This window comes from Pusillimonas sp. (genome assembly GCF_029263785.1).
Lineage (GTDB): Bacteria > Pseudomonadota > Gammaproteobacteria > Burkholderiales > Burkholderiaceae_B > Pusillimonas.
Genome location: NZ_JAJUFE010000017.1, coordinates 1 through 22,328, shown reverse-complemented (window position 1 = coordinate 22,328; position 22,328 = coordinate 1). Strand labels below are relative to the sequence as shown.

12 protein-coding genes are annotated in these 22,328 nt (G+C 58.7%); 6 read left to right on the top strand and 6 right to left on the bottom strand.

What is annotated here, in order from left to right; translation table 11 throughout:
- Positions 1-166 precede the first annotated feature (166 nt).
- Positions 167-2,758 carry an ATP-dependent chaperone ClpB gene (gene clpB, locus Q1J88_RS06515; RefSeq protein WP_301116774.1) on the top strand — a complete coding sequence of 864 codons (2,592 nt, stop codon included), beginning with the start codon at positions 167-169 and terminating at the stop codon, positions 2,756-2,758.
- A 462-nt stretch (positions 2,759-3,220) separates the two neighbouring features.
- On the opposite strand, the gene Q1J88_RS06510 is transcribed toward clpB, so the two are convergent.
- The 3 genes from Q1J88_RS06510 to glnE form a co-directional block, all read right to left on the bottom strand.
- The gene (locus Q1J88_RS06510; RefSeq protein ID WP_301116773.1) at positions 3,221-3,874 is read right to left on the bottom strand and encodes an epoxyqueuosine reductase QueH; all 654 of its coding nucleotides are present in this window, start codon (positions 3,872-3,874) and stop codon (positions 3,221-3,223) included.
- Between the two features lie 246 nt (positions 3,875-4,120).
- Complete coding sequence (gene gorA / locus Q1J88_RS06505) at positions 4,121-5,470, bottom strand: glutathione-disulfide reductase (protein ID WP_301116772.1); 1,350 nt, start codon at positions 5,468-5,470, stop codon at positions 4,121-4,123.
- A gap of 89 nt (positions 5,471-5,559) precedes the next feature.
- A complete protein-coding gene (gene glnE / locus Q1J88_RS06500; protein ID WP_301116771.1) occupies positions 5,560-8,334 on the bottom strand; it encodes a bifunctional [glutamate--ammonia ligase]-adenylyl-L-tyrosine phosphorylase/[glutamate--ammonia-ligase] adenylyltransferase in 2,775 nt (924 codons plus the stop codon).
- Positions 8,335-8,424: 90 nt separating this feature from the next.
- Between glnE and Q1J88_RS06495 the strand changes: the two genes are divergently transcribed.
- Positions 8,425-12,225, top strand: coding sequence for a YhdP family protein (locus tag Q1J88_RS06495; protein ID WP_301116770.1), 3,801 nt, complete (start codon positions 8,425-8,427; stop codon positions 12,223-12,225).
- 89 nt (positions 12,226-12,314) lie between these two features.
- Here Q1J88_RS06495 and gdhA read toward each other — a convergent pair whose 3' ends face one another.
- From gdhA to trxA, 3 genes are all read right to left on the bottom strand, one after another.
- Complete coding sequence (gdhA, locus tag Q1J88_RS06490) at positions 12,315-13,661, bottom strand: NADP-specific glutamate dehydrogenase (RefSeq protein WP_301116769.1); 1,347 nt, start codon at positions 13,659-13,661, stop codon at positions 12,315-12,317.
- Positions 13,662-13,729: 68 nt separating this feature from the next.
- Positions 13,730-14,986: a transcription termination factor Rho gene (rho, locus tag Q1J88_RS06485; protein ID WP_301116768.1), complete on the bottom strand. Its 1,257-nt coding sequence runs from the start codon at positions 14,984-14,986 to the stop codon at positions 13,730-13,732.
- 75 nt (positions 14,987-15,061) lie between these two features.
- Positions 15,062-15,388 carry a thioredoxin TrxA gene (gene trxA, locus Q1J88_RS06480; protein ID WP_301116767.1) on the bottom strand — a complete coding sequence of 109 codons (327 nt, stop codon included), beginning with the start codon at positions 15,386-15,388 and terminating at the stop codon, positions 15,062-15,064.
- Between the two features lie 394 nt (positions 15,389-15,782).
- Here trxA and parE point away from each other — a divergent pair, with 394 nt between their 5' ends.
- The 4 genes from parE to Q1J88_RS06460 all read left to right on the top strand — a co-directional run.
- Positions 15,783-17,747, top strand: coding sequence for a DNA topoisomerase IV subunit B (parE, locus tag Q1J88_RS06475; RefSeq protein WP_324215703.1), 1,965 nt, complete (start codon positions 15,783-15,785; stop codon positions 17,745-17,747).
- 9 nt (positions 17,748-17,756) lie between these two features.
- Positions 17,757-20,060, top strand: coding sequence for a DNA topoisomerase IV subunit A (parC, locus tag Q1J88_RS06470; protein WP_301116765.1), 2,304 nt, complete (start codon positions 17,757-17,759; stop codon positions 20,058-20,060).
- Positions 20,061-20,122: 62 nt separating this feature from the next.
- Entirely contained in the window at positions 20,123-21,157 is a 1,035-nt protein-coding gene (locus Q1J88_RS06465) for a CDP-6-deoxy-delta-3,4-glucoseen reductase (RefSeq protein WP_301116764.1), read from the top strand.
- Positions 21,158-21,257: 100 nt separating this feature from the next.
- On the top strand, positions 21,258-22,328 hold a 1,071-nt coding region (locus tag Q1J88_RS06460; RefSeq protein WP_301116763.1), incomplete at its 3' end, for a D-amino acid dehydrogenase.

Genomic DNA, 22,328 nt, shown 5'->3' with positions numbered 1-22,328 from the left:
GTGTAAAGTATGGAGAGTTTGGGTGGCTCTTTTTCTCGGTCAAGTGCATTTCGCATCTTGAAATTTCTTTCTCCAACCGCATCTAGTCAACATTACCAGGGGCTCAGCGTCTAATTTGGCTTATTGCGAACGCATGCCCCAGCAATTTTTAAAAAGTTGAGGGATCATGCGATTCGACAAGCTTACAACCAAACTTCAACAGGCTTTTGCAGATGCTCAAAGCCTGGCCATCAGAAACGACAACCCCTATATCGAGCCGGTTCATGTGCTGTCCGCCTTGCTGTCCGATACGGATAGTGGCGCAAGCAGCCTGCTCGCACGCGCCGGCGTGGCAGTGAACAGGGTCGTGGCCGATCTGAACACGGCGATATCCGCCTTGCCACAAGTGCAGGGCGTCGACCAGAACATTCAGGTCAGCCGGGACCTGCAATCGGTGCTCGCGCGTACCGACAAAGAGGCCGCCAGTCGTGGCGACACATACATCGCCAGCGAGCTGTTCCTGCTTGCCCTTGTCGACGACAAGGGTGAGGCAGGGCGGATACTGCGCGAAGCCGGTTTGCAGCGCAAGCCGCTGGAAGCCGCCATCGAAGCGATCCGCGGAGGCGAATCGGTATCCGACGCCGAAGGTGAATCCAATCGCGAAGCGCTCGATAAATACACCACCGACCTGACCGAGCGCGCCCGACGTGGCAAGCTCGACCCCGTCATTGGCCGGGACGACGAAATTCGTCGCACTATCCAGATCCTTCAGCGGCGTACCAAGAACAACCCCGTCCTCATCGGCGAGCCCGGGGTCGGTAAAACCGCAATTGTCGAGGGGCTGGCGCAGCGCATTGTGAACAACGAAGTTCCCGAAACGCTCAAGGGCAAGCGGGTGCTTTCGCTGGATCTTGCGGCATTGCTGGCCGGTGCGAAGTATCGTGGTGAATTCGAAGAACGTCTCAAGGCCGTGCTCAAGGAACTGGCCCAGGACGAAGGCGGCATCATCGTCTTTATCGACGAGCTGCACACCATGGTTGGTGCCGGCAAGGCTGAAGGCGCGATGGACGCCGGCAACATGCTCAAGCCGGCCCTGTCGCGCGGCGAGCTTCATTGCATCGGTGCCACCACGCTGGACGAGTACCGGAAGTACATCGAAAAAGATGCGGCGCTCGAGCGTCGTTTCCAGAAGGTGCAGGTCAACGAGCCCGACATCGAGTCCACGATTGCTATTTTGCGCGGGCTGCAGGAACGCTACGAGCTTCACCACGGCGTGGCCATTACTGACCCGGCGATTGTCGCCGCGGCCGAGCTGTCGCATCGCTACATTACCGATCGCTTCCTGCCTGACAAGGCCATCGACCTTATCGACGAGGCCGCAGCGCGCATACGCATGGAGATCGACTCCAAGCCAGAGGTGATGGACAAGCTTGATCGCCGCATCATTCAGCTGAAGATCGAGCGCGAAGCCGTCAAGAAGGACACGGACGATGCATCGGTGCGCCGCCTTCAGGCCATTGATGATGAGCTCGAGAAGTTGCAGCGCGAGTACAACGATTACGAGGAAATCTGGAAGGCTGAAAAAGCGGCCGTTCAGGGCTCGCAATCGATCAAGGAAGAAATCGAGCGGGTTCGCGCCGAAATGGCAGAGCTTCAGCGAAAGGGGCAGTTCGACAAACTGGCCGAGCTTCAATATGGAACCCTGCCCGAACTCGAAGCTCGCCTCGCGGCGGCTGAAGCGGGCAAAGACTCCCATCAGGCCGACAAGCCGAAGCTCTTGCGCACCGAAGTCGGCGCCGAAGAAATCGCCGAGGTGGTGTCTCGTGCCACAGGCATTCCTGTTTCCAAGATGATGCAGGGAGAACGCGAAAAGCTCCTTGGCATGGAAGAGCACCTGCACAAGCGCGTGGTCGGTCAGGACGAGGCCGTCAGTCTCGTGGCCGATGCGATCCGTCGTTCGCGCGCAGGGTTGTCCGACCCTTCACGGCCTTACGGTTCGTTCCTGTTTCTTGGGCCCACTGGCGTGGGTAAGACGGAACTCACCAAGGCGCTGGCCAACTTCCTGTTCGATTCTGACGACCACATGATTCGTGTCGACATGAGCGAGTTCATGGAGAAGCACTCGGTCGCCCGTTTGATCGGTGCGCCCCCAGGATACGTGGGCTACGAAGAGGGCGGCTATCTGACCGAAGCGGTGCGTCGCAATCCGTACAGCGTGATCTTGCTCGATGAGGTCGAAAAGGCACACCCGGATGTGTTCAATGTGCTCTTGCAAGTGCTGGATGACGGCCGACTCACGGACGGCCAGGGCCGCACAGTCGACTTCCGCAATACGGTGATTGTGATGACTTCAAACCTGGGGTCACAGCACATTCAAAGTATGGCGGGGCAGCCATACGAGGTGGTCAAGGAGGTAATCTGGGATGAGCTGAAAACGGCTTTCCGACCGGAGTTTCTTAACCGCATCGATGAGGTGGTGGTGTTCCACGGTCTCGAGTCCAAGCATATTGAATCGATTGCACGTATTCAGATCGAGCGCCTGGCTGAGCGTCTTGCCGCCCAGGACATGCAGTTGGAAGTGTCTGATGCAGCGTTGGCTCAGCTGGCTCGTGCCGGTTTCGACCCGGTCTTCGGAGCGCGTCCGCTCAAGCGTGCGATTCAGCAGCACATCGAGAACCCGGTTGCCCGTTTGTTGCTCGAGGGCAAGTTTGGGCCCAAGGACGTGATTCCCGTTGACTGGCGGGATGGCCAGTTCGTCTTTGAAAGGACGCTGCAGTAAGGGGGTGGGGTTTCTGCCTTCGGCAGTGTGTTTTTAGATCGATATCTCAGCTTGTTGCTGATAGGGGCCCCTTTGCTGGAAGGGGCCTTTTTGTTTTCTTGGGGCGCTGTGGGGTGGGTCTGGTGTATTTGAGCCGGAGATCTGCGGCCGGCTTCGCCGGCTTCCTTCGCATCTGCCAATTTCCGGGCGCCCGAAAAACTCGCGAGGCTGACAGTCCCCCGGACTGTCAGCAACCGTCGCGCTCAAACAGTTCCGGGCTTGCCTCCCGGAAATAGGCAGATGCTCGGCTTGCTCTACGGCTCAAATACACCAGACCCACCCCACAGCTCGCGATTTCGATAATAGCTCCCCGACCTGTGACGGCGCGCAACGATAAGCCACCCATCTGGATTCGGGATCTGCATAAATTTAAAGCAACAATACGGCACTGCGCCGCCAAAAGAACCCAACTGAGTTTGGAACTCAGTCGTCCTTTCCGTAAAACTTCACGCCGATCTCGATCGCTTCGCGGCCTCGCGCACGGCGGTGCCGGTTGGTGTCGCGCAGCGAATAGATGCACCCACAATATTCTTGCTGATAAAACTGCTCGCGCTTGGAGATCTCGATCATGCGCGCGGAGCCGCCGCCCTTGCGCCAGTTGTACGTCCAGTAGATCAGATTCGGATAACGGGCTGCCGCGCGTTCCCCGCAGCCATTGATCTGGTTCATGTCCTTCCAGCGCGAAATCCCCAGCGAACTGGTTATTGTGTCAAAACCGTGCTCATGGGCGTAAAGCGCAGTACGCTCGAACCGCATGTCGAAGCAGACCGTGCAGCGTTCGCCCCGTTCCGGTTCATTTTCAAGACCTTTGACACGCTCGAACCAGTTGTCGCGATCATAATCCGCGTCAATGAATTCGATGCCGTGTTCCTCCGCGAAACGGATGTTCTCGTTTTTGCGGATCTCGTACTCGCGGTCCGGGTGGATGTTCGGGTTATAGAAATAGATCGAATAATCAATGCCTGACGCAGTCATGGCCTCCATCACCTCGCCCGAACAGGGGGCGCAGCAGGAATGCAGCAAGACCTTCTTGCGGGAATCCGGCAACTTCAGAATGGGGCGTTTGAATTCAGTCATGGACAATGCACAGCAAAAATGTCTTCCAGCTACCCGGCAAGGGTGCTGGAAGAAGGGTAGATCAATAGATCCGTCAATTTTAGACCGCAGTGGAGATATTCCAAAACCCGCGCGGGTTTGCTAACCGCTGTCCGTGCCGCTTCGCAGCTGCCGGCCCGTACCCGTTCGGAAAAGTCCAAGTACGGCTCGTTCAGAAATGGCGACTGTGCTGCCGGCCCGTACCCGTTCGCAAAAGCCTGTCGCCTTTTATCGCATCGTGACGAATTCTTCGGCTGCCGTTGGGTGGATGGCAATCGTATTGTCGAAGTCTTTTTTCGTTGCCCCCATCTTGAGTGCCACCGCGAAGCCCTGAAGCATCTCGTCCATTCCGAAGCCGATCCCGTGGATTCCGACGATCTTCTCTTCTGGTCCGACGCACACGAGCTTCATGCGGCAAGGCTGCCGATGTTGAGTCACCGCCGTGTACATGGCCGTAAATGCCGACGTATACACCTTGACTGCATCGTCGCCATGAATGGCCCTGGCTTCGGGCTCGCTCAGGCCGACCGTGCCGATGGGCGGGTGGCTGAACACGACAGTGGGCACGTTGGTGTAATCCAGGTGCTCTTGCGGCTTGTTGTTGAACAGACGTTCGGACAGGCGTCGTCCCGCCGCGACCGCGACCGGGGTCAGTTCGATCTGGCCAGTGATGTCGCCGACAGCATAAATGCCGGGAACGTTGGTGTTTTGATACTTGTCGACTGAAATATAGCCGCCGGCATTCACCTCGACGCCGGCGGCCTCAAGATCAAGGTGCGACGTGTAGGGCTCTCGGCCAATCGCCCAGATCAGGCAATCGACCGTGTGGCTGTCGCCGTTTTCAAGATGCAGGGTAATGCTGCCATCGGCGTTCTTTTCGACAGACTTGGGGACCGCCTGGGTGTGAAGCGTGGGGCCTTCATCCCGCATCACCTGGACCAACGTTTCGCTGATGAGGGGGTCGAAGTTACGTAGTGGAGCATGGCGCCTTACAAACAGGTGAGTCTGGCTGCCCAGGGCATTGAGTACACCTGCAAGTTCCACGGCGATATAGCCGGCGCCCACCACAGCAGCGCGTGCCGGGGGGGCCGTCAGTTCGAAGAAGCCGTCAGAGTCAATGCCATGTTCGGCCCCAGGGATGTCGGGCCATGATGGGCGGCCGCCGGTAGCGATCAGGATGTGATCGGCGGTGTAGCGCTTGCCGTCGACATCGATGGTGTGCGCATCTGCAAAACGCCCTGTGCCGCGGATGATGTCGACGCGGTTCTTGTCCAGGACAGTGTTGTACGAAGTGTGGATGCGGTTAATGTATGCGCTTCGGTTCTTGACCAGAGTTTCCCAGTCGAAACGGTTCACTGTGGTGTCAAAGCCGTAGTCAGGGCCGTAGCGATGGATCGCCTCGGCGATTTGTGCTGCATGCCACATGACTTTTTTCGGTACACAGCCCACATTGACGCATGTGCCACCGAGTTCCTTTGCCTCGATCAGTGCGCATTTCTTGCCGTACATGGCGGCTCGGTTGACCGAGGCGATTCCGCCGCTGCCGCCGCCAATGGCGATGTAATCGTAATGTGTCACGTCCTGCCTGCTACAAAAGTTGTTCAATTGGCCCGATGCACATGGCCTCGGGGCCACCTGATTGTAATGCCTGGCTGGGTGCAGCCTGCTTATTCGCCGATGACGGTGTTCCAGAGCAGGCGCACACAGGCCCGTTCGGATACGAGCAGGCTTTGCGATACGCGTGCTTTTTCTGCTCCCTGCAATCGCAGCGAATGTTGCATGCGACGGTACACGCGGTAGGCATCCGAGACCTCGATGGCCAGCTGCATGGGAATCAGTCCGTGTTCGCCTGCCAGCTTCAGTAAGGTGATGTTGCCAAGGTTGTCGATCAGTACGGGGTATTGGCGTGCATGAGCCAAGACGAGATACTGCGTGACAAACTCGACATCGACCATCCCGCCACGATCATGCTTGAGGTCGAAATCCTCGGAGTTGTTGGGGTGGCCGGCGCTGATCTTGTCGCGCATCTCGCGCACATCTTCCTTGAGTTTTTCGGGGTCGCGCCGGGCAAGCAGGATTTCGCGCCGGACCGCTTCAAAGCGCTCACCCACCGACTTGTCGCCCGCCGCGAATCGGGCGCGGGTGATGGCCTGGTGTTCCCACGGCCAGGCGTGGTTCAACTGGTATTGGGCGAATGCGTCCACCGAAACGGCCAGCATGCCGGCGTCACCGTCGGGTCGTAGCCGCAGGTCGACATCGTACAAGCGGCCGGATGAGGTCATGGTCGATAGCCATGAGGTCATGCGCCGGCCCAGCTTGGCGTAGATCTCGGGCGCGTCCTCGCGCTCGTCGTCGTACAGGAACACCAGGTCAAGGTCAGAGGCATAACCCAACTCTTTGCCGCCCAGCTTGCCATACGCGATGATGGCGAATCTTGGCGGCGCCAGGGCCTCGGAGGCGGTGGTGCTTTTGGGCTGGATCAGCGGCCACACGCGATACAGGGTTTCTTCCAGCAGCATGTCGGCCAGCGCAGAGAGCTGGTCAGCCAGTTGTTCGACGGTGAGCACGCCGGCCAGATCCTGCGCCAGCAGTTGGAAGCTGATCTGGCGCTGAATGTCCCGCATCAGGTTCATCTGCTGTTCCACGTCGGGGCTGCCGTCGGGCAGCGTAGTGGCATCGAGTTCGTCGTGCAGATGCTTGGCGTAAGAGCTTAAGTCGAGGGGAGACATCAGCGAATTCCACTCGATCAGGCTATCCAGCAGCAGCGGGTACCGGCAAAGGTACTGGGCCGCCCAGGGACTGGCGCCCACAATGCGCGATACGCGGGCCAGTATCTCGGGGTATTCGGCCATCAACGCCAGGTAAGCGCTGCGCTGTGCTACCTGTTCCACCAGGTCGAGCAACCGTATGGCAGTCTGCTCGGGTTCCGGCGTGTTGGCGGCGGCATCGACAATGGCGGGCAACAGGGCATCAAGGCGTTTGCGACTATTGGCCGGAAGACTGCGGATGCGGTGGGTTCCCAGCAGGGTCTCGATACGTTCTGCAAGTGTGCCTGCCTGGTCGCCAAGCCGGTCGGCCACGTAATCGCCGAGGCTGCCTTCGCGCGAGCTGGGGGCAGAAGAGTCTTCGTCTGATTCGCCCATGCCGGCCAGCCGGAATGCATTGCGAAAGGTCTGGTTGACGAATTTGCGATGTTCGGCAAGGGTTGATTCAAACTCTGCGGGTTCCATGCCCATGGCAACAGCCAGTTGCCGGCGCAGGCCGGGGTCGACGGGCAGTAAATGAGTCTGCTCGTCTTCCCGATACTGCAGCATGTGCTCGGTACGGCGCAAAAAACAGTAGGCGTCATGCAGCTTGTCGGCGATGTCTGTGGGGATGACTCCGGCGTCCTTCTGGCGACGCAGGGCCGGCAACAGGCCGCGCTTCTGAAGCGAGGGCATGCGTCCGCCGCGAATGAGCTGGTTCAACTGAACGATGAACTCGACTTCGCGTATGCCCCCATCACCCAACTTGATGTTGTGTGTGGCATCGACCCCGGTACGAGCCTGGGCGCGGCGCTGCCAGTCCTGACGAATCCGTTCTCGCAGTTGACGCAGGGCAGACAGTGCATCGAAATCGAAATACTTGCGGTAAACGAAGGGAACCCGAAGCGATTCCAGTTGGGAAATCTGCGTCTGGATGTTGCTGCCCTCAAAGGCGGTGACCGGGATGGCGCGTGCTTTCAACCAGGCATAGCGTTCCCATTCGCGGCCCTGGGCCACCAGGTAATGTTCGAGCGCGTCCAGGCTCCAGGCCAGTGGTCCGGAGTCTCCATCGGGCCGCAGACGCAAGTCGGTTCGGAACACCTGGCCATCGGCGTCCGGTTCTGACAGCACGGGCATCATGCGCTGGGTGACTTTGCCGTAAAACTCATGATTGCTGATTTTTCGCCGACCGTCGGTCTCGCCTTCTTCACCGTACAGCATGACCAGGTCAATGTCGGAGGACACGTTGAGCTCTTTGCCTCCCAGTTTGCCCATGCCGATGATCAGCATTTCCTGCGGTTGGCCGGTATGTGGGTCGCGAGGTACGCCGTGAACGTCGGCAAGCTCGGCGGCCACGCTTTGATAGGCCTGGGTGACCGCCAGGTCGGCAAGCAGGCTGGTAGCTTCGGTGACTTCGGCCAAAGAGGCAGTGCCATTGATGTCGCGGACCATGAGTGTAAAAAACACACGCTCACGCAATCGGCGCAGTATCCGCCGTGCATCGACACAGGGCATGGCCGGGCCAGCGGGCGATTCTTGACGCAACTCGTTGAACCACTGTCGAATCAGGCTGTTGTCGACGGTGTTTGTGGCGGCCTGATCAAGCCATTCAGCGAATTCTTTGTTTGATCCGGTCTTGCGACGCAGTGCGCCGGACCATTCCAGGGCTTTGTTTATCTGTTGGTAGGAGCTTGTCATGGATTGCGCTGGAGGTCGCGACGATAGTTCATTTTTCAGGTATAAGTCTGAAAAGATACTGCATATCCCTCCGAATTGGCTACCTCAACCGTGTTTCGACCCTCCGCGCTGCTTCGACGACTGGGCCGCCTGGCCCTGGTCCTGTACCTGCTGGCAGGCGCACTGTTCCTTGTGGTCCGGCACGGACTCCTTCCCCATATTGATCATTGGCGGCCACGTATCCAGGCAGAGCTTTCGCAGGCCCTGAAAACACCGGTGACGCTTGGCCGCATCGAAGCAGGCTGGAAAGGCTGGCATCCGCATTTTGAATTCAATGACGTTCACGTGCTGGATGATCGCGGCATCGAGGTTCTGCAGCTTCCACGCATTCGGGCGACGCTTGCATGGAAAGGCCTGTTTAGTGGCATGCCTGGCTTCTCTTACATAGAAGCCGTGGGCCTGAACATTGAAGCGCGACGCGACGCACAGGAACGCATCTGGATTCTGGGTCGGGATATCGAGGTCGAGCAAGATGGCGATTCGCCCCAGCTGGCTCTGGATCATCCCATGGTGCAGTGGCTGGCGAAGCAGCCCCGCATTGCCCTTCGTGATGCCGTTCTCAGCTGGCGTGACGAGACGCGGGACGGACGCGTGCTGCGGCTTCAGGAGGTCACGCTGGGCGTGGTGTCGGGCATTAATGGTCATCGCATGGCATTAAGCGCCGTTCCGCCCGGCGACCTGGGTCGACGCTTTGAAATGCGTGCAGACGTGAATTTCGTGCGTCCGCAACTGGAGCGCACAGACCCCGCTGCCTGGAAGGGCAGTGTCTATATCAATGTGGACGGGATGACCCCGCTTCAGTGGCGATCCTGGATGGATATCCCCGGCCACATGCGTTCCGGAGATGTATCGGCCCAATGGTGGCTGACATTTGCCGAGGCGGAGCCACAACGGGTGGCAGCGCACGTAAAGGTGGAGCACGGGCATTGGATGCTTGGCGATCAGGCAGAAGTGGCGGGCAGGCATGTGGAAGCCTTTATCGACGGATCGTGGCCGGCCTACGAAGGGGCTCTTGAAGCGTTTGAACGGTTGGTCATGCCTTCAGGGCAGAGGGAGTCCGAATACGTCCCCGTGCGACCCTCCGAAGACGGCCCACCCGTGAAATTTGCATTCACGGTCAAGGGCCTGGACCTGAATACGCCCGGTCTGTTCGAGCATGTTCTGCATTTTGGGCACGTCTCGATGCAGGGCGGCGTATTTCGACAGGCGGGCGGCGGCCTGGCAGCACTGTTCGACCCGAGCCGTGTCGTCAATGCCGATATGGATCTGGCATGGCAGGGTAGCTGGCGGGAAGGCGGCGACGGAGCGGCTGGATTGGCCGACATTCAGGGTCTGTTCGACCGCGCCACGCTCGATGGCATTGACCTGTTCATGCCGACCAGCGTCAATCTTGATGCGCGGGAGTGGCTGACGAACGGACTATTGGCCGGCGAAATTCATGATGCCAGGGTAGTGCTGAAGGGTGATCTCGAGCATTTCCCGTTTGGCAGTTCCGACGGGACCTTTCTGATTGACGGACGGTTCGAAGGGGGCATTATTGATTACGCGCCCGGCAGGACCCCTGATGAAAGCTGGCCCAGCCTGCACGAGGTCTCCGGACGCGCGGTGCTTGACCGTGTAGATCTGCAACTGTCAGCGGACACGGCCATTGTGCGCCCGGCTGAAGGCCATAGTATCCAGCTGCGCGATATTAACGCCCGGATTCCCAACATCGAGCAGAACTCCGTCCTGACCATTCAAGGACAAACCTTCGCTCCTGCCCCATCGTATCTGGCGCTTGCCCACCACTCGCCCTTGCGTCGACTGCTGGATGGTTTTCTTGATCCGGCAACCGCGGAAGGAGACTGGTCCGTGCCGCTCAGCCTGACCATTCCCCTTCTGAATGTTGACGATGCAAAGGTGCAGGGGGCGGTGAATTTCAACGGAGGCACGGTGTCGCTCGACCCTGACGCCCCGCCGTTTGAACAGGTTGAAGGCAGACTTGAGTTCTCGGAAACCGGGTTCAGTGCTGACGGCCTGAAGGCCAGGTTTCTTGGGGATGTGGCCGAGTTCAGTGGTGGCGTAGGTGGTGAACGAAAGGGTCTGGAACTCAAGGGCCGCATCTCTGCCGACGCGTTGCGCGACTATGTGGGCGTGCAGGGCATGGAGCGCCTGAAAGGAAGCCTTGCGTATCACGCGTCCCTTCGTCGGCAATCCTCGGGGCGCTATGCGATGACGGCGCAAAGCGATTTGCAGGGCCTGGCTATAGACCTGCCCGAGCCAGCCGGAAAGTCGGCCGATGCAAAGAGTCGGCTCGATGTTCAGTGGGTGCCGGCGCCTGCAGCCGGCCAGATGTACTTGAAGGTGGGATTGGGGTCCGAGCTAAAGGCATGGTTTCTGCGTCGGGAAAGCGACAAGACCGGCCCTTATTTTGTCTCCGGAGCCGTCGGCACCACGCTGCCCGACAAACTGCCTGCCAAAGGCCTGGTCATCGATGTGCGCCAGTCACGTTTGGGCGTGAATGCCTGGGAGTCGGCCGTCGACGAATTTGGCGTGCCCGCCCGGTCGACTGCCCAGGCGCAGGTGTCACCTGTGCGCGAATTGTTTCCTGAATTGCAATGGGTACGTCTGCAGGCGGACACCATAGAGCTCTACGGCATCGAGCTCGAAACGGCTACTGTCACGGCCCAGCGAGAACAGGCGCAACAGTGGCGTTTTGATATTGCCTCGACTGAAACAGCCGGCACAGTGCGTTGGCGTGAAGCTGATGCGGGTTCGACCGGATGGGTGGATGCCCACTTTGACAGGCTTGCGGTAGGTGCCGAAGCCGACAAGACTCAATCGTCAGCCGAGCCGGGTGCCCAAAAAGCTGGAGGCGCGACAGAAGAGGCATCGTGGGAGGGCGAAGTGGATGTGCCCGCCGTTTCACTCAAGGTGGACAACCTTCGCCTGTATGGCCGCCAGGTGGGCGCCTTGCAAGTCAAAGGAGTCAGCGAACAAAGAGGCCGCTTCTGGCGATTGAATGAACTGAGCCTGGCCAGTCCCTCGGCTGCCTTGCATGGCTCAGGCATTTGGCGGTTGAGCGGTGCCGAGCGGGGTCTGACACTGGATGCTGAAGTAGACATAAAGGATCTGGGCGCCTTTCTGGACCAGATCGACGTCAAGGATGTCATGGACAAGGGGCATGGCACATTAAAGGGCCGCTTCGAATGGCGCAATATGCCGTGGCAATACAAGCGATCCGACCTTAATGGCCAGTTGCGTCTTGAGCTTGAGAAGGGGCGGTTCAGCACTGTCAATTCGCGCACTGCGCGCCTGCTTGAACTGTTGTCGCTGCAGTCCATTCGCAGGCTGGCCACCCTGAGCCTTGACCCCGCCTCCGTTTTCAAGGGCGGCTTTCCGTTTGACCGGATTGCCGGCACCTTGCATATTCAGGACGGCGTCATGACGACCAATGATTATCAGGTGACAAGTCCCGTGGCCACGATCAGCATTGGTGGCGATGTTGATCTGACGAGCGAAAAACTTGATCTTCAGGCCATGGTCGTGCCCAAGCTGGACGTCAGTGGCGCGACGGTGGCCGCCGGTATCGCCATCAATCCCATCGTGGGTCTTGGAGCCTTTGTCACGCAATGGTTGCTCAGCAAACCGCTTTCTCAGGCCATGACAGTGCACTATGACGTGGACGGAGATTTGAACTCGCCGCAACTGCATGAGGTCTCGGCGCCTGCATCAAAGCCTGCCAAGGTTCCCCCTGCCAGTCATATCGAAGGCGGCGATGTCGAGCTGGATGACGATTCTGCCAATGGCCTGCACGATGCCGCCGAGCTCAAGACGGCCCCTGCCGGAAAGGGACTTCGGGCACAGCGCTGACCCGCGATTTCCGGACGGCCCCGGCGCCCAAAACAAAATCGGCGGCCGTACCGCGGTACGCCGCCGATTTCAGCAAGGCCAGTACGAGCTCAGTACACGCCTTGCTGAAGCATGGCATCAGCCACTTTGACGAATCCGGCAATGTTGGCGCCGTTCAGGTAGTTGACCTGCTCACCGGGCTTCTGACCACTGTAGCGCACACAGGCTTCGTGGATGTCGCGCATGATGATGTGGAGTCGGGTTTCGACTTCTTCGCGCGTCCAGTTCAGACGCAATGCGTTCTGGCTCATTTCCAGGCCCGAGACGGCCACGCCACCAGCGTTGCTTGCCTTGCCCGGCGCGTACAGTACACCCGCCTGGATGAAGGCGTGAGCCGCATCGAGGCTGGTGGGCATGTTGGCACCTTCGGCAACGCAGCGTACGCCGTTCTTGATCAAGGTGCGTGCGTCTTCGATCTCGAGTTCGTTTTGCGTGGCGCAGGGCAGGGCAACGTCGACGGGAACATGCCAGGGACGCTTGCCGGCCTCGTACACCAGACCCTGCTCGCGTGCGTAGGTTTCAAGCCGCTCACGACGGTTGTTCTTGATGTCGCTCAGCGCCGCCAGCTTGTCGGGTGTGAAGCCCGCCATGTCGACCACACAGCCGTGTGAATCGGACACCGTCACAACCTTGGCGCCCATCTGCATGCATTTTTCAATGGCGTATTGCGCCACATTGCCCGAGCCCGATACCGAGACCGTCAGACCATCCAGAGACTGTCGCTGGTGCTTCAGCATTTCTTCTGCGAAAAACACGGTGCCATAGCCCGTGGCTTCCGGACGAATCAGGCTGCCGCCGAAATTCACGCCCTTGCCGGTAAATACGCTGGCAGAAGAATTGGAAAGCTTCTTCATCATGCCTGCCATGAAGCCGACTTCACGGCTGCCTACGCCGATATCGCCTGCGGGGACGTCGGTGTCCGGGCCCAGATGGCGGAACAGTTCGATCATCAGAGCCTGGCAAAAGCGCATGACTTCGCCATCCGACTTGCCCTTGGGGTCGAAGTCGGAACCGCCCTTGCCGCCGCCCATGGGCAGGGTGGTGAGTGCGTTCTTGAAGGTTTGCTCGAAAGCCAGGAATTTGAGGATGGAGAGGTTGACCGAGGGGTGGAAGCGCATGCCGCCCTTGAAGGGGCCGATGGCAGAGTTGTGCTGAATTCGGAATGCCCGATTGACTTGCACTTGCCCCTTGTCGTCAACCCAGGAAACCCGGAACTGAATCACTCGCTCGGGTTCTACCAGTCTCTCGAGCAAGGCCATTTCAGCGTAGCGCGGGTTCTTTTCGATGAATGGCCATAAACAGCCCATGACTTCCTGCACGGCCTGCATGAATTCAGGCTGGTGCGGGTCGCGTGCCTGGACCTTTTCGAGAAATTGATTCAGTGTTGGTAGTTTCATCAATTAGGTGCTCGTGGTTCGTAGCCGAACCACCCGGCTCGGCCAGATTGTCGGAGTATTCGCTTGGATTATTTCTTCATCATCTCGAAGAACTCTGCGTTGGTCTTGGTGGCGCGTATCTTGTCCAGGATGAATTCCATGGCAGCGACATCGTCCATGTCGTGTATGAATTTGCGCAATACCCAGATCTTTTGCAGCAGTTCGGGCTTGATGAGAAGCTCTTCGCGGCGTGTGCCGGATTTGTTCAGATTGATGGCGGGGTAAATGCGTTTTTCCGCCAGGCGACGTTCAAGGTGAACTTCGGAGTTGCCGGTACCCTTGAATTCTTCGTAAATCACTTCGTCCATACGGCTGCCGGTCTCGATCAGAGCCGTGCCGATAATGGTCAGCGAACCGCCTTCCTCGATATTGCGTGCAGCACCGAAGAAGCGCTTGGGCCGCTGCAGGGCGTTGGCGTCAACACCGCCCGTCAGCACCTTGCCCGATGCGGGGACCACAGTGTTGTAGGCGCGGGCCAGACGTGTGATGGAATCCAGAAGAATGACAACGTCTTTCTTGAGCTCGACCAGGCGCTTGGCTTTTTCGATGACCATCTCGGCGACCTGCACGTGACGGGTGGCCGGTTCGTCGAAGGTTGATGCAACCACTTCGCCGCGCACGGTGCGCTGCATTTCTGTCACTTCTTCGGGGCGTTCATCGACCAGAAGCACAATCATGGTCGCGTCGGGATAGTTGGTGGTGATGGCATGCGCAATGTGCTGCATCATCACTGTCTTGCCCGACTTGGGGCTGGCCACGATAAGGGCACGCTGGCCCTTGCCTAAAGGCGCAAAGATATCCAGAATCCGGCCGGTGATGTTTTCTTCGCTCTTGATGTCGCGTTCGAGAGTCATCACCTGGTCGGGATGCAGCGGCGTCAGGTTCTCAAACATGATGCGATGTTTGATGGCCTCGGGCTGCATGCCGTTGACCTTGTCCACCTTCACCAGCGCAAAGTAGCGTTCGCCGTCTTTTGGCACCCGTACTTCACCTTCGATGGAATCCCCCGTATGCAGGTTGAATCGACGTATCTGTGAGGGCGAGATGTAGATGTCGTCCGTGCTGGCCAGATACGACGTTTCGGGTGAACGCAGGAAACCGAAACCGTCGGGCAACACTTCGAGCACGCCGTCGCCGAAGATCTGCTCGCCTTGCTTGGCGCGTTTCTTCATGATGGCGAACATGATTTCTTGCTTGCGCAAACGACTCGCGTTGTCGATGTCCAGACTCGCGGCCATTTCGAGCAACTGCGAAACGTGCAGCGCTTTTAGTTCTGTGAGGTGCATGAGAAAAAAGAAGGGGGGTTGTGCAATGTGGGTGGCGGGCTCAAGACGAGCCCGCGCGCAAGACGTTGAATGCGATTAAACGGATTCGTCGAGAAAGGCGGCCAACTGGGATTTGGACAGTGCTCCCACCTTGGTTGCTGCGGCTTTGCCGTCTTTGAACAACATAAGGGTCGGGATGCCGCGAACACCGAACCGGGCAGCGGTCTCGGGATTTTCGTCGACGTTAAGTTTTGCAATTGTAACACGGCCTTCGTACTGCTTGGCCGCTTCGTCGAGCAGCGGGGCAATCATTTTGCAGGGGCCGCACCAGGCAGCCCAATAGTCGACCAGGACAGGGCCATCGGCCTGCAATACCTCGGCGTCGAAGCTGGCGTCGCTTACGTTTCGGATCAATTCGCTCATAGTGAAAAAAGGAAGGATTTTGGATGCAGAAGAATGCTGAATAATCGGTGCATGCGCCAGGCGCTTGCCGTACCGGAACACCGTAAGATTTTATTAATAGGAGGTGCCGGTTTCTAAAAATTTTTTCTAGCATACCACTGTCAGGCCGCCCATGTACATGGCTCGGGAGGTTTGAGGCCATGTTTTCAGCGGGGCCGGAATACTTTGTGAAGCCCTGGCCGTGTTTGTTGGTGATGCCCTGACCGTGTTGTTGGTGATGCCCCGGCCGTGTTTGTTTGTGGTGCTTGGCCCTGTTTGTGGTGGCCTGGCCGTGAAGGGCTGGCAGGGGTCGGTTGACGTTATCAGCCGCCTTGTCCGTAAAATACTGTTTTTTCATCCACCGAAACTTGGGGAAATCTTGGCTATTTCACGTTACGACGAAGCGTCCATCCGGGTGCTCAAGGGACTGGAGCCGGTGCGCCAGCGGCCCGGCATGTACACGCGTACGGATAACCCCCTGCATATCGTGCAAGAGGTCATCGACAATGCCGCAGACGAAGCGCTGGCGGGCTATGGCAAACAGATCAAGGTAACCCTGCATGCCGACGGCAGCATATCTGTCGAAGATGACGGGCGCGGAATCCCGGTGGGCCTGCACCCTGAAGAGAAGGTTCCGGTGGTTGAAATTGTCTATACGCGGCTTCATGCGGGCGGAAAGTTCGACAAGAAAAGCGGCGGAGCCTATGCATTTTCGGGCGGTCTGCACGGTGTGGGGGTATCAGTGACCAACGCCTTGTCCAAGCGACTGGAGGTCACCGTATGGCGCGACGGAAAAGAGCATCAACTGGTGTTTGCCGACGGTTTCGTTGCGCAGCCACTTACCCAGACTGACACGGTCGGCCGGCGCAAGACGGGCACACGAGTCCGTATCTGGCCCGATCCCAAATATTTTGACAGCGCCGCCATACCGTCTGCTGAGCTTATCCATTCCCTGCGCAGCAAGGCTGTGCTGCTTGAAGGCATCAAGGTGGTGCTGGTCAACGAGAAATCCGGCCAGACCCAGCAGTGGCAATACGAAGACGGGCTAAAAGGCTATCTGAACGAAGCGCTTGCCGATGCCGAGAAAATCGTGCCCTTGTTTGAAGGGCGCCAGTATGCGGATGACGACGATGAAAACTATTCTGAAGGCGAAGGCGCGCATTGGGCGGTAGCCTGGACAACAGAAGGCAATGTGGTTCGCGAATCGTACGTCAACCTCATTCCGACGCCTGCCGGCGGCACGCACGAAGCCGGCCTGCGCGAGGGCTTGTTCAACGCGGTCAAATCGTTTGCCGAGCTGCACGGCCTCATTCCGAAAGGCGTAAAGCTGTTGCCGGAAGACGTCTTCGCGCGGGCCAGCTTCGTGCTCTCGGCCAAGGTGCTCGACCCGCAGTTTCAGGGCCAGATCAAAGAGCGTCTGAACAGCCGGGATGCAGTCCGTCTGGTGGGCGGGTATGTCAAGAACGCTCTCGAACTTGCCATGCATGCGAATGTGGACCTGGGCAAGAAGCTGGCCGAGACGGCCATTCGTCAGGCGCAAGACCGCGCGCGGTCGGCCAAGAAAGTTGAGAAGCGGAAAAGCTCGGGAGTCGCCGTGCTGCCCGGCAAGCTTACCGATTGCGAATCGTCTGATCCATCGCGTACCGAGCTGTTCCTCGTTGAGGGCGATTCGGCCGGCGGCTCCGCCAAAATGGGACGCGACAAGGAATTCCAGGCCGTGCTGCCCTTGCGCGGCAAAGTGCTTAACTCCTGGGAGGTCGAGCGCGATCGCCTGTTTGCCAACAACGAGATTCACGACATTTCCGTGGCGATTGGCGTCGATCCGCACGGCCTGGACGACGAGGTCGATTTATCCAATCTTCGCTACGGTCGCATCTGCATCCTCTCGGACGCGGATGTCGATGGCTCACATATTCAGGTTTTGCTCTTGACACTTTTCTTCCGGCATTTTCCCAAGCTGGTCGAGGCGGGTCATGTGTTCATTGCACGGCCTCCCCTGTTCCGGGTTGATGTACCGGCATTGGGCAAGCGTCCGGCCCGCAAGCTGTATTGTCTGGACCAGGGCGAACTCGAGGCCGTGCTTGACAAGCTTCGCAAAGAGAATGTGCGCGAGGGCTCCTGGAGCATCAGCCGGTTCAAGGGTCTGGGTGAAATGAGCGCCGAGCAATTGTGGGACACCACCATGAACCCCGACACCCGCCGGCTGATGATGGTGCGGTGTGGCGAACTGGGCATGGAAGCCACGATACGCATGTTCGATATGTTGATGGGCAAGGGCGAAGCAAGTCAGCGTCGCAGCTGGCTCGAAGAAAAAGGCAATCTGGCCGACGTCGATATTTAAGAGAGCAACATGGACACCACTCAAGCAGGACTTTTCGATAGCGACGACGACGGCGAAAGCCTGGTTCTGGGCTATTACGCCGAGCAGGCGTACCTGGATTACGCCGTCTCGGTCGTGCGTGGTCGCGCCTTGCCCGATGTCACCGATGGCCAAAAGCCTGTTCAGCGACGCATTCTGTATGCGATGGACGCAATGGGGCTGGGGCCCGGTGCCAAGCCTGTCAAATCGGCCCGTGTGGTCGGCGACGTACTGGGCAAGTACCATCCCCACGGAGACCAGGCCGCCTATGATGCAATGGTGCGCATGGCGCAAGACTTTACCTTGCGCTACCCGTTGATCGATGGTCAGGGCAACTTCGGGTCTCGCGACGGCGATAACGCGGCGGCAATGCGCTATACCGAGGCGCGGCTGACGCCATTTTCGCGCATATTGCTCGACGAGCTGAACGAGGGCACGGTCGAGTTCATTCCCAATTACGATGGCAGTCAGGAAGAGCCGTTGTTGCTGCCCGCGCGCCTGCCGGTCATGTTGCTCAACGGCGCCTCGGGTATTGCCGTGGGGATGGCTACCGAGATTCCTTCACACAACCTGCGCGAAGTTGCGCAAGCCTGCGTGGCGCTGCTCAAAAACCCCAAATTGCCAGACGAGACGTTGCACGAGCTGTTGCCCGGGCCTGACTTCGCCGGTGGCGGGCAGATTATTTCTTCGCCTGAAGACATCGCCCAGATCTATCAGACCGGTCGTGGCACGATCAAGGCCCGGGCGCGCTGGCGCTTCGAGGAGATGGCTCGCGGACAATGGCAGCTTGTGGTCTATGAGCTGCCACCGGGCACCTCTGCGCAGAAGATTCTCGAGGAAATCGAAGACCGCACCAATCCCAAGGTCAAGGCCGGCAAGAAAAGCCTTACCGCCGAACAACAGCAGACGAAGGCACTTGTATTGGGCATGCTGGACGCCGTTCGGGACGAGTCCGGCAAGGAAGACGCCGTGCGTCTGGTGTTCGAGCCCAAGACCAGTCGCATCGACCGTGACGAGTTCGTCAATCTTCTGCTGGCGCAGACCAGCATGGAGGGCAGCGTTTCGATCAATCTGGTCTGCATTGGAACCGATGCGCGTCCGGCCCAGAGGCCATTGCGGCGCATCCTTACCGAGTGGCTCAGCTTCCGCACCGAGACGGTAACGCGGCGCACCCGATTCCGACTGGATAAAGTCACCGACCGCATTCATGTCCTCGAAGGACGAATGGTGGTCTACCTGAATGTCGATGAGGTGATCCAGACCATACGCGAATCCGACGAGCCGCGTCAGGCATTGATGGAACGCTTTGACCTGTCGGAACGTCAGGCTGAAGACATCCTTGAGATGCGCTTGCGTCAGCTGGCCCGGCTGGAAGGCTTCAAGATCGAGAAAGAGCTGGCCGAGCAAAGGGATCAGCAACAGAAATTGCAAGAGCTGCTGGATAACCCCTCGTCGCTCAAGCGTCTGATCATCAAAGAGATTGAAGCCGATGCCAAGCAGTACGGCGATGATCGGCGCACGCTGATTGAAACCGCCGAGCGCGCGGTGCTTGAAACCAAGGTGGTGGACGAACCGGTAACCGTCATCATTTCCCAGAAAGGCTGGCTGCGCTCGCGACAGGGTCATGGACATGACGCGACACAGTTCAGCTTCAAGTCGGGCGACGCGATGTACGACGCGATTGAATGCCGCAGTACCGACAGCCTGGTGGCGATTTCAAACACTGGCCGGGTGTATACCGTAGCGGTATCGAGCTTGCCCTCGGCCCGGGGCGACGGGCAACCGATTACCTCGATGATTGACCTTGAGCCCGGTGCTCGCATCGTGCAGATGGTGGCGGGTGATGAAAGTGGCCGATATGTGCTGGGCACTCAACAAGGTTACGGCTTCATCACCACGCTCAAGGACATGACCACGCGTCAACGAGCGGGCAAGCAGTTCGTCAACCTTGAAAAAGACGACAAGCTTCTGAAGCCGCTTGCACTGGCCGGCGACGATAGTCACGTGGGCATGTTGACCGGCAAGGGGCGTTTCCTGGCAATTGAGCTGGCAGAGCTGAAAGTGCTGTCCGGAGGAGGGCGTGGAACGGTCCTGATGGGGCTTGATGCGGGCGACACCATTTCGCAATGGCTTGCGTTTGGTAAAGCCGGCCTTGTTGCCGAAGGCGTGTACAGAAACAAGCAGATCGAACAGGTATTGGACAGCGAAGAATTGACGCCTTACATGGGCAAGAGGGCTCGCAAGGGCAAGGCTCTATCGGTGAAGGTCAAGCAGCCGGTGCTGCGGCGCGCTTAAAATGGTTGAATTAGCGGTGTGCTGACCTGCGTCGCGCTTTTATTCAAGGATGATCACGCGGTATGAGTTTTAAGGTAAAGGTCTTGCCCAGCGGGCATGAGTTTTCGGTAGCACAGGGGCAATCTGTGCTGGATGCCGCCATGGAGGCGGGCATCGTGCTGCCATACAGCTGTCGTACCGGGGCGTGTTCGACCTGCAAGGGAAAGGTGCTCGAGGGTGAATTCGAGGCGGGCTCAAGTCCCGCGCAAATTCTGTCGCCGGAAGAGCTTGCGGCTGGCTATACGTTATTTTGTCAGGCCAGACCCGGCTCGGACATGGTGATCGAGGCGCACGAGATTCGCATGGCCAGCGACATCCAGATCCGCAAGATGCCCGCGCGCGTGATGGGTCTCGAAGATCTGGCGCACGACGTCAAGCTTATCCGGTTGCAGTTGCCACCGTCTGAGCCATTCCGCTTTTATGCGGGCCAGTACATCGAGTTCATCCTCAAAGACGGCAGCCGGCGCAGCTATTCGATGGCGTGTCCGCCCAACGAAAAGAATCTGGTTGAGCTGCATCTGCGTCACATGCCCGGCGGAGTATTTACCGATCATGTGTTTGGTGCCGGCCAGACCCAGATGAAGCTGCGCGAAATATTGCGTGTAGAAGGGCCGCTAGGGTCGTTCTTTTTGCGCGACGACAGTGACAAACCCATTGTCTTCCTGGCCAGCGGTACCGGGTTTGCGCCAATCAAGGCAATTGTGGAACAAATGATTGCACAGGGGATAAGTCGGCCCGCGGTGCTGTACTGGGGGGGGCGCAGGCCGCGCGACCTTTACATGCACGAGCTTGCGCAGCAGTGGGCTCAAACCCTGCCATGGTTCAGTTATGTGCCGGTGGTGTCCGAGCCCTTGCCCGACGACGCCTGGACGGGGCGAACCGGATTCGTGCATCACGCAGTCATGGAAGATCTGCCCGATCTTTCCGGGCATCAGGTCTACGCGTGTGGTGCACCCATTATGGTCGAAAGTGCTCGACGCGATTTCGCACAGCATTGCGGCCTTCCAGACGAAGAATTCTTTGCCGATGCGTTCACCTCGCAGGCAGACGTGAATTAGGGCTTGTCAACGCTTTGAGCGCCAAGCCGGCCGTCCATGAGCAGCGGGCAAAGGCGCCCGGACATAATGACAGCGGCTTGACGTATAAAAGGTAAGAGCCATGAAAGTAGCGGTACTAGGAAGCGGAATCATCGGAACAGCGACGGCCTGGTGGCTGGCGCAGGCGGGACACGAGGTCGTGGTTGTCGACCGCGAAAGCGGTCCGGCGCAAGAAACCAGCCGCGCAAACGGCGGCCAGATTTCGGTGTCGTACTCTGAGCCGTGGGCCAATCCGCGCATGCCGCTGCGCTTGTTGAAATGGCTGCTTTCCGATAATGCCCCCATTTCCTTCCGGCCCCGCATGGACATGCGGCAATGGGCCTGGGGTTTTGCCTTTTTGCGCGAATGCCTGCCGTCGCGCCTGGCGCCCAATATTCGCGCAATGGTGGCGCTTTCCGAATACAGCCTGGCCACCCTGAAGCAGATGCGGGCCGAGCTGGGAATCGAATATCACCATCTCGAGCGAGGAATCCTTAATTTCTATCAGGATCCGGCCGAGTTTGACCTGTCCCAGGATGCCGCCGACCTGATGCGTGATTTCGGGGTTGACCGCCGGGTGCTGACGGCTGACGAAGTCATCCAGATTGAGCCGGCCCTTGCTCCGGCCCGAGCGTCCATCGTTGGTGGCGACTATACCGCCGAAGACGAGTCCGGTGATGTCTATATGTTTACGTCAGCACTGGCGCAACTGGCGCAGCAGGCGGGCGTGCAGTTTCGATTTTCAACCCAGGTCAGTCGCCTGCTGGCGGCCGGCGGCGAAGTACAGGCAGTCGAGCTGATCAACTCCGAAGGCATGTACGAAACCCTAAGGGCCGATGCCTATGTGGCGGCATTGGGAAGCTGGACGCCTCATCTTGTTGCGCCTTTGGGAGTGCGCTGCCCGGTTTACCCTGCAAAGGGATACTCGGCTACCTTTGATGTCATTGACGCGATGGCTGCGCCTACTGTCAGCCTTACGGACAGTGCCCGAAAAGTGGTGTATTCTCGATTGGGCAACCAGTTGCGCATGGCCGGTGTGGCAGAAATCGGCGGCTATTCCCGAGGCTTGAATACAACTCGTTGCCAAAATATGCGCGAGCAGGCCCGCGCCTTGTTCCCAACGGCGCTTGATTTTGATAATGTTCGCTTCTGG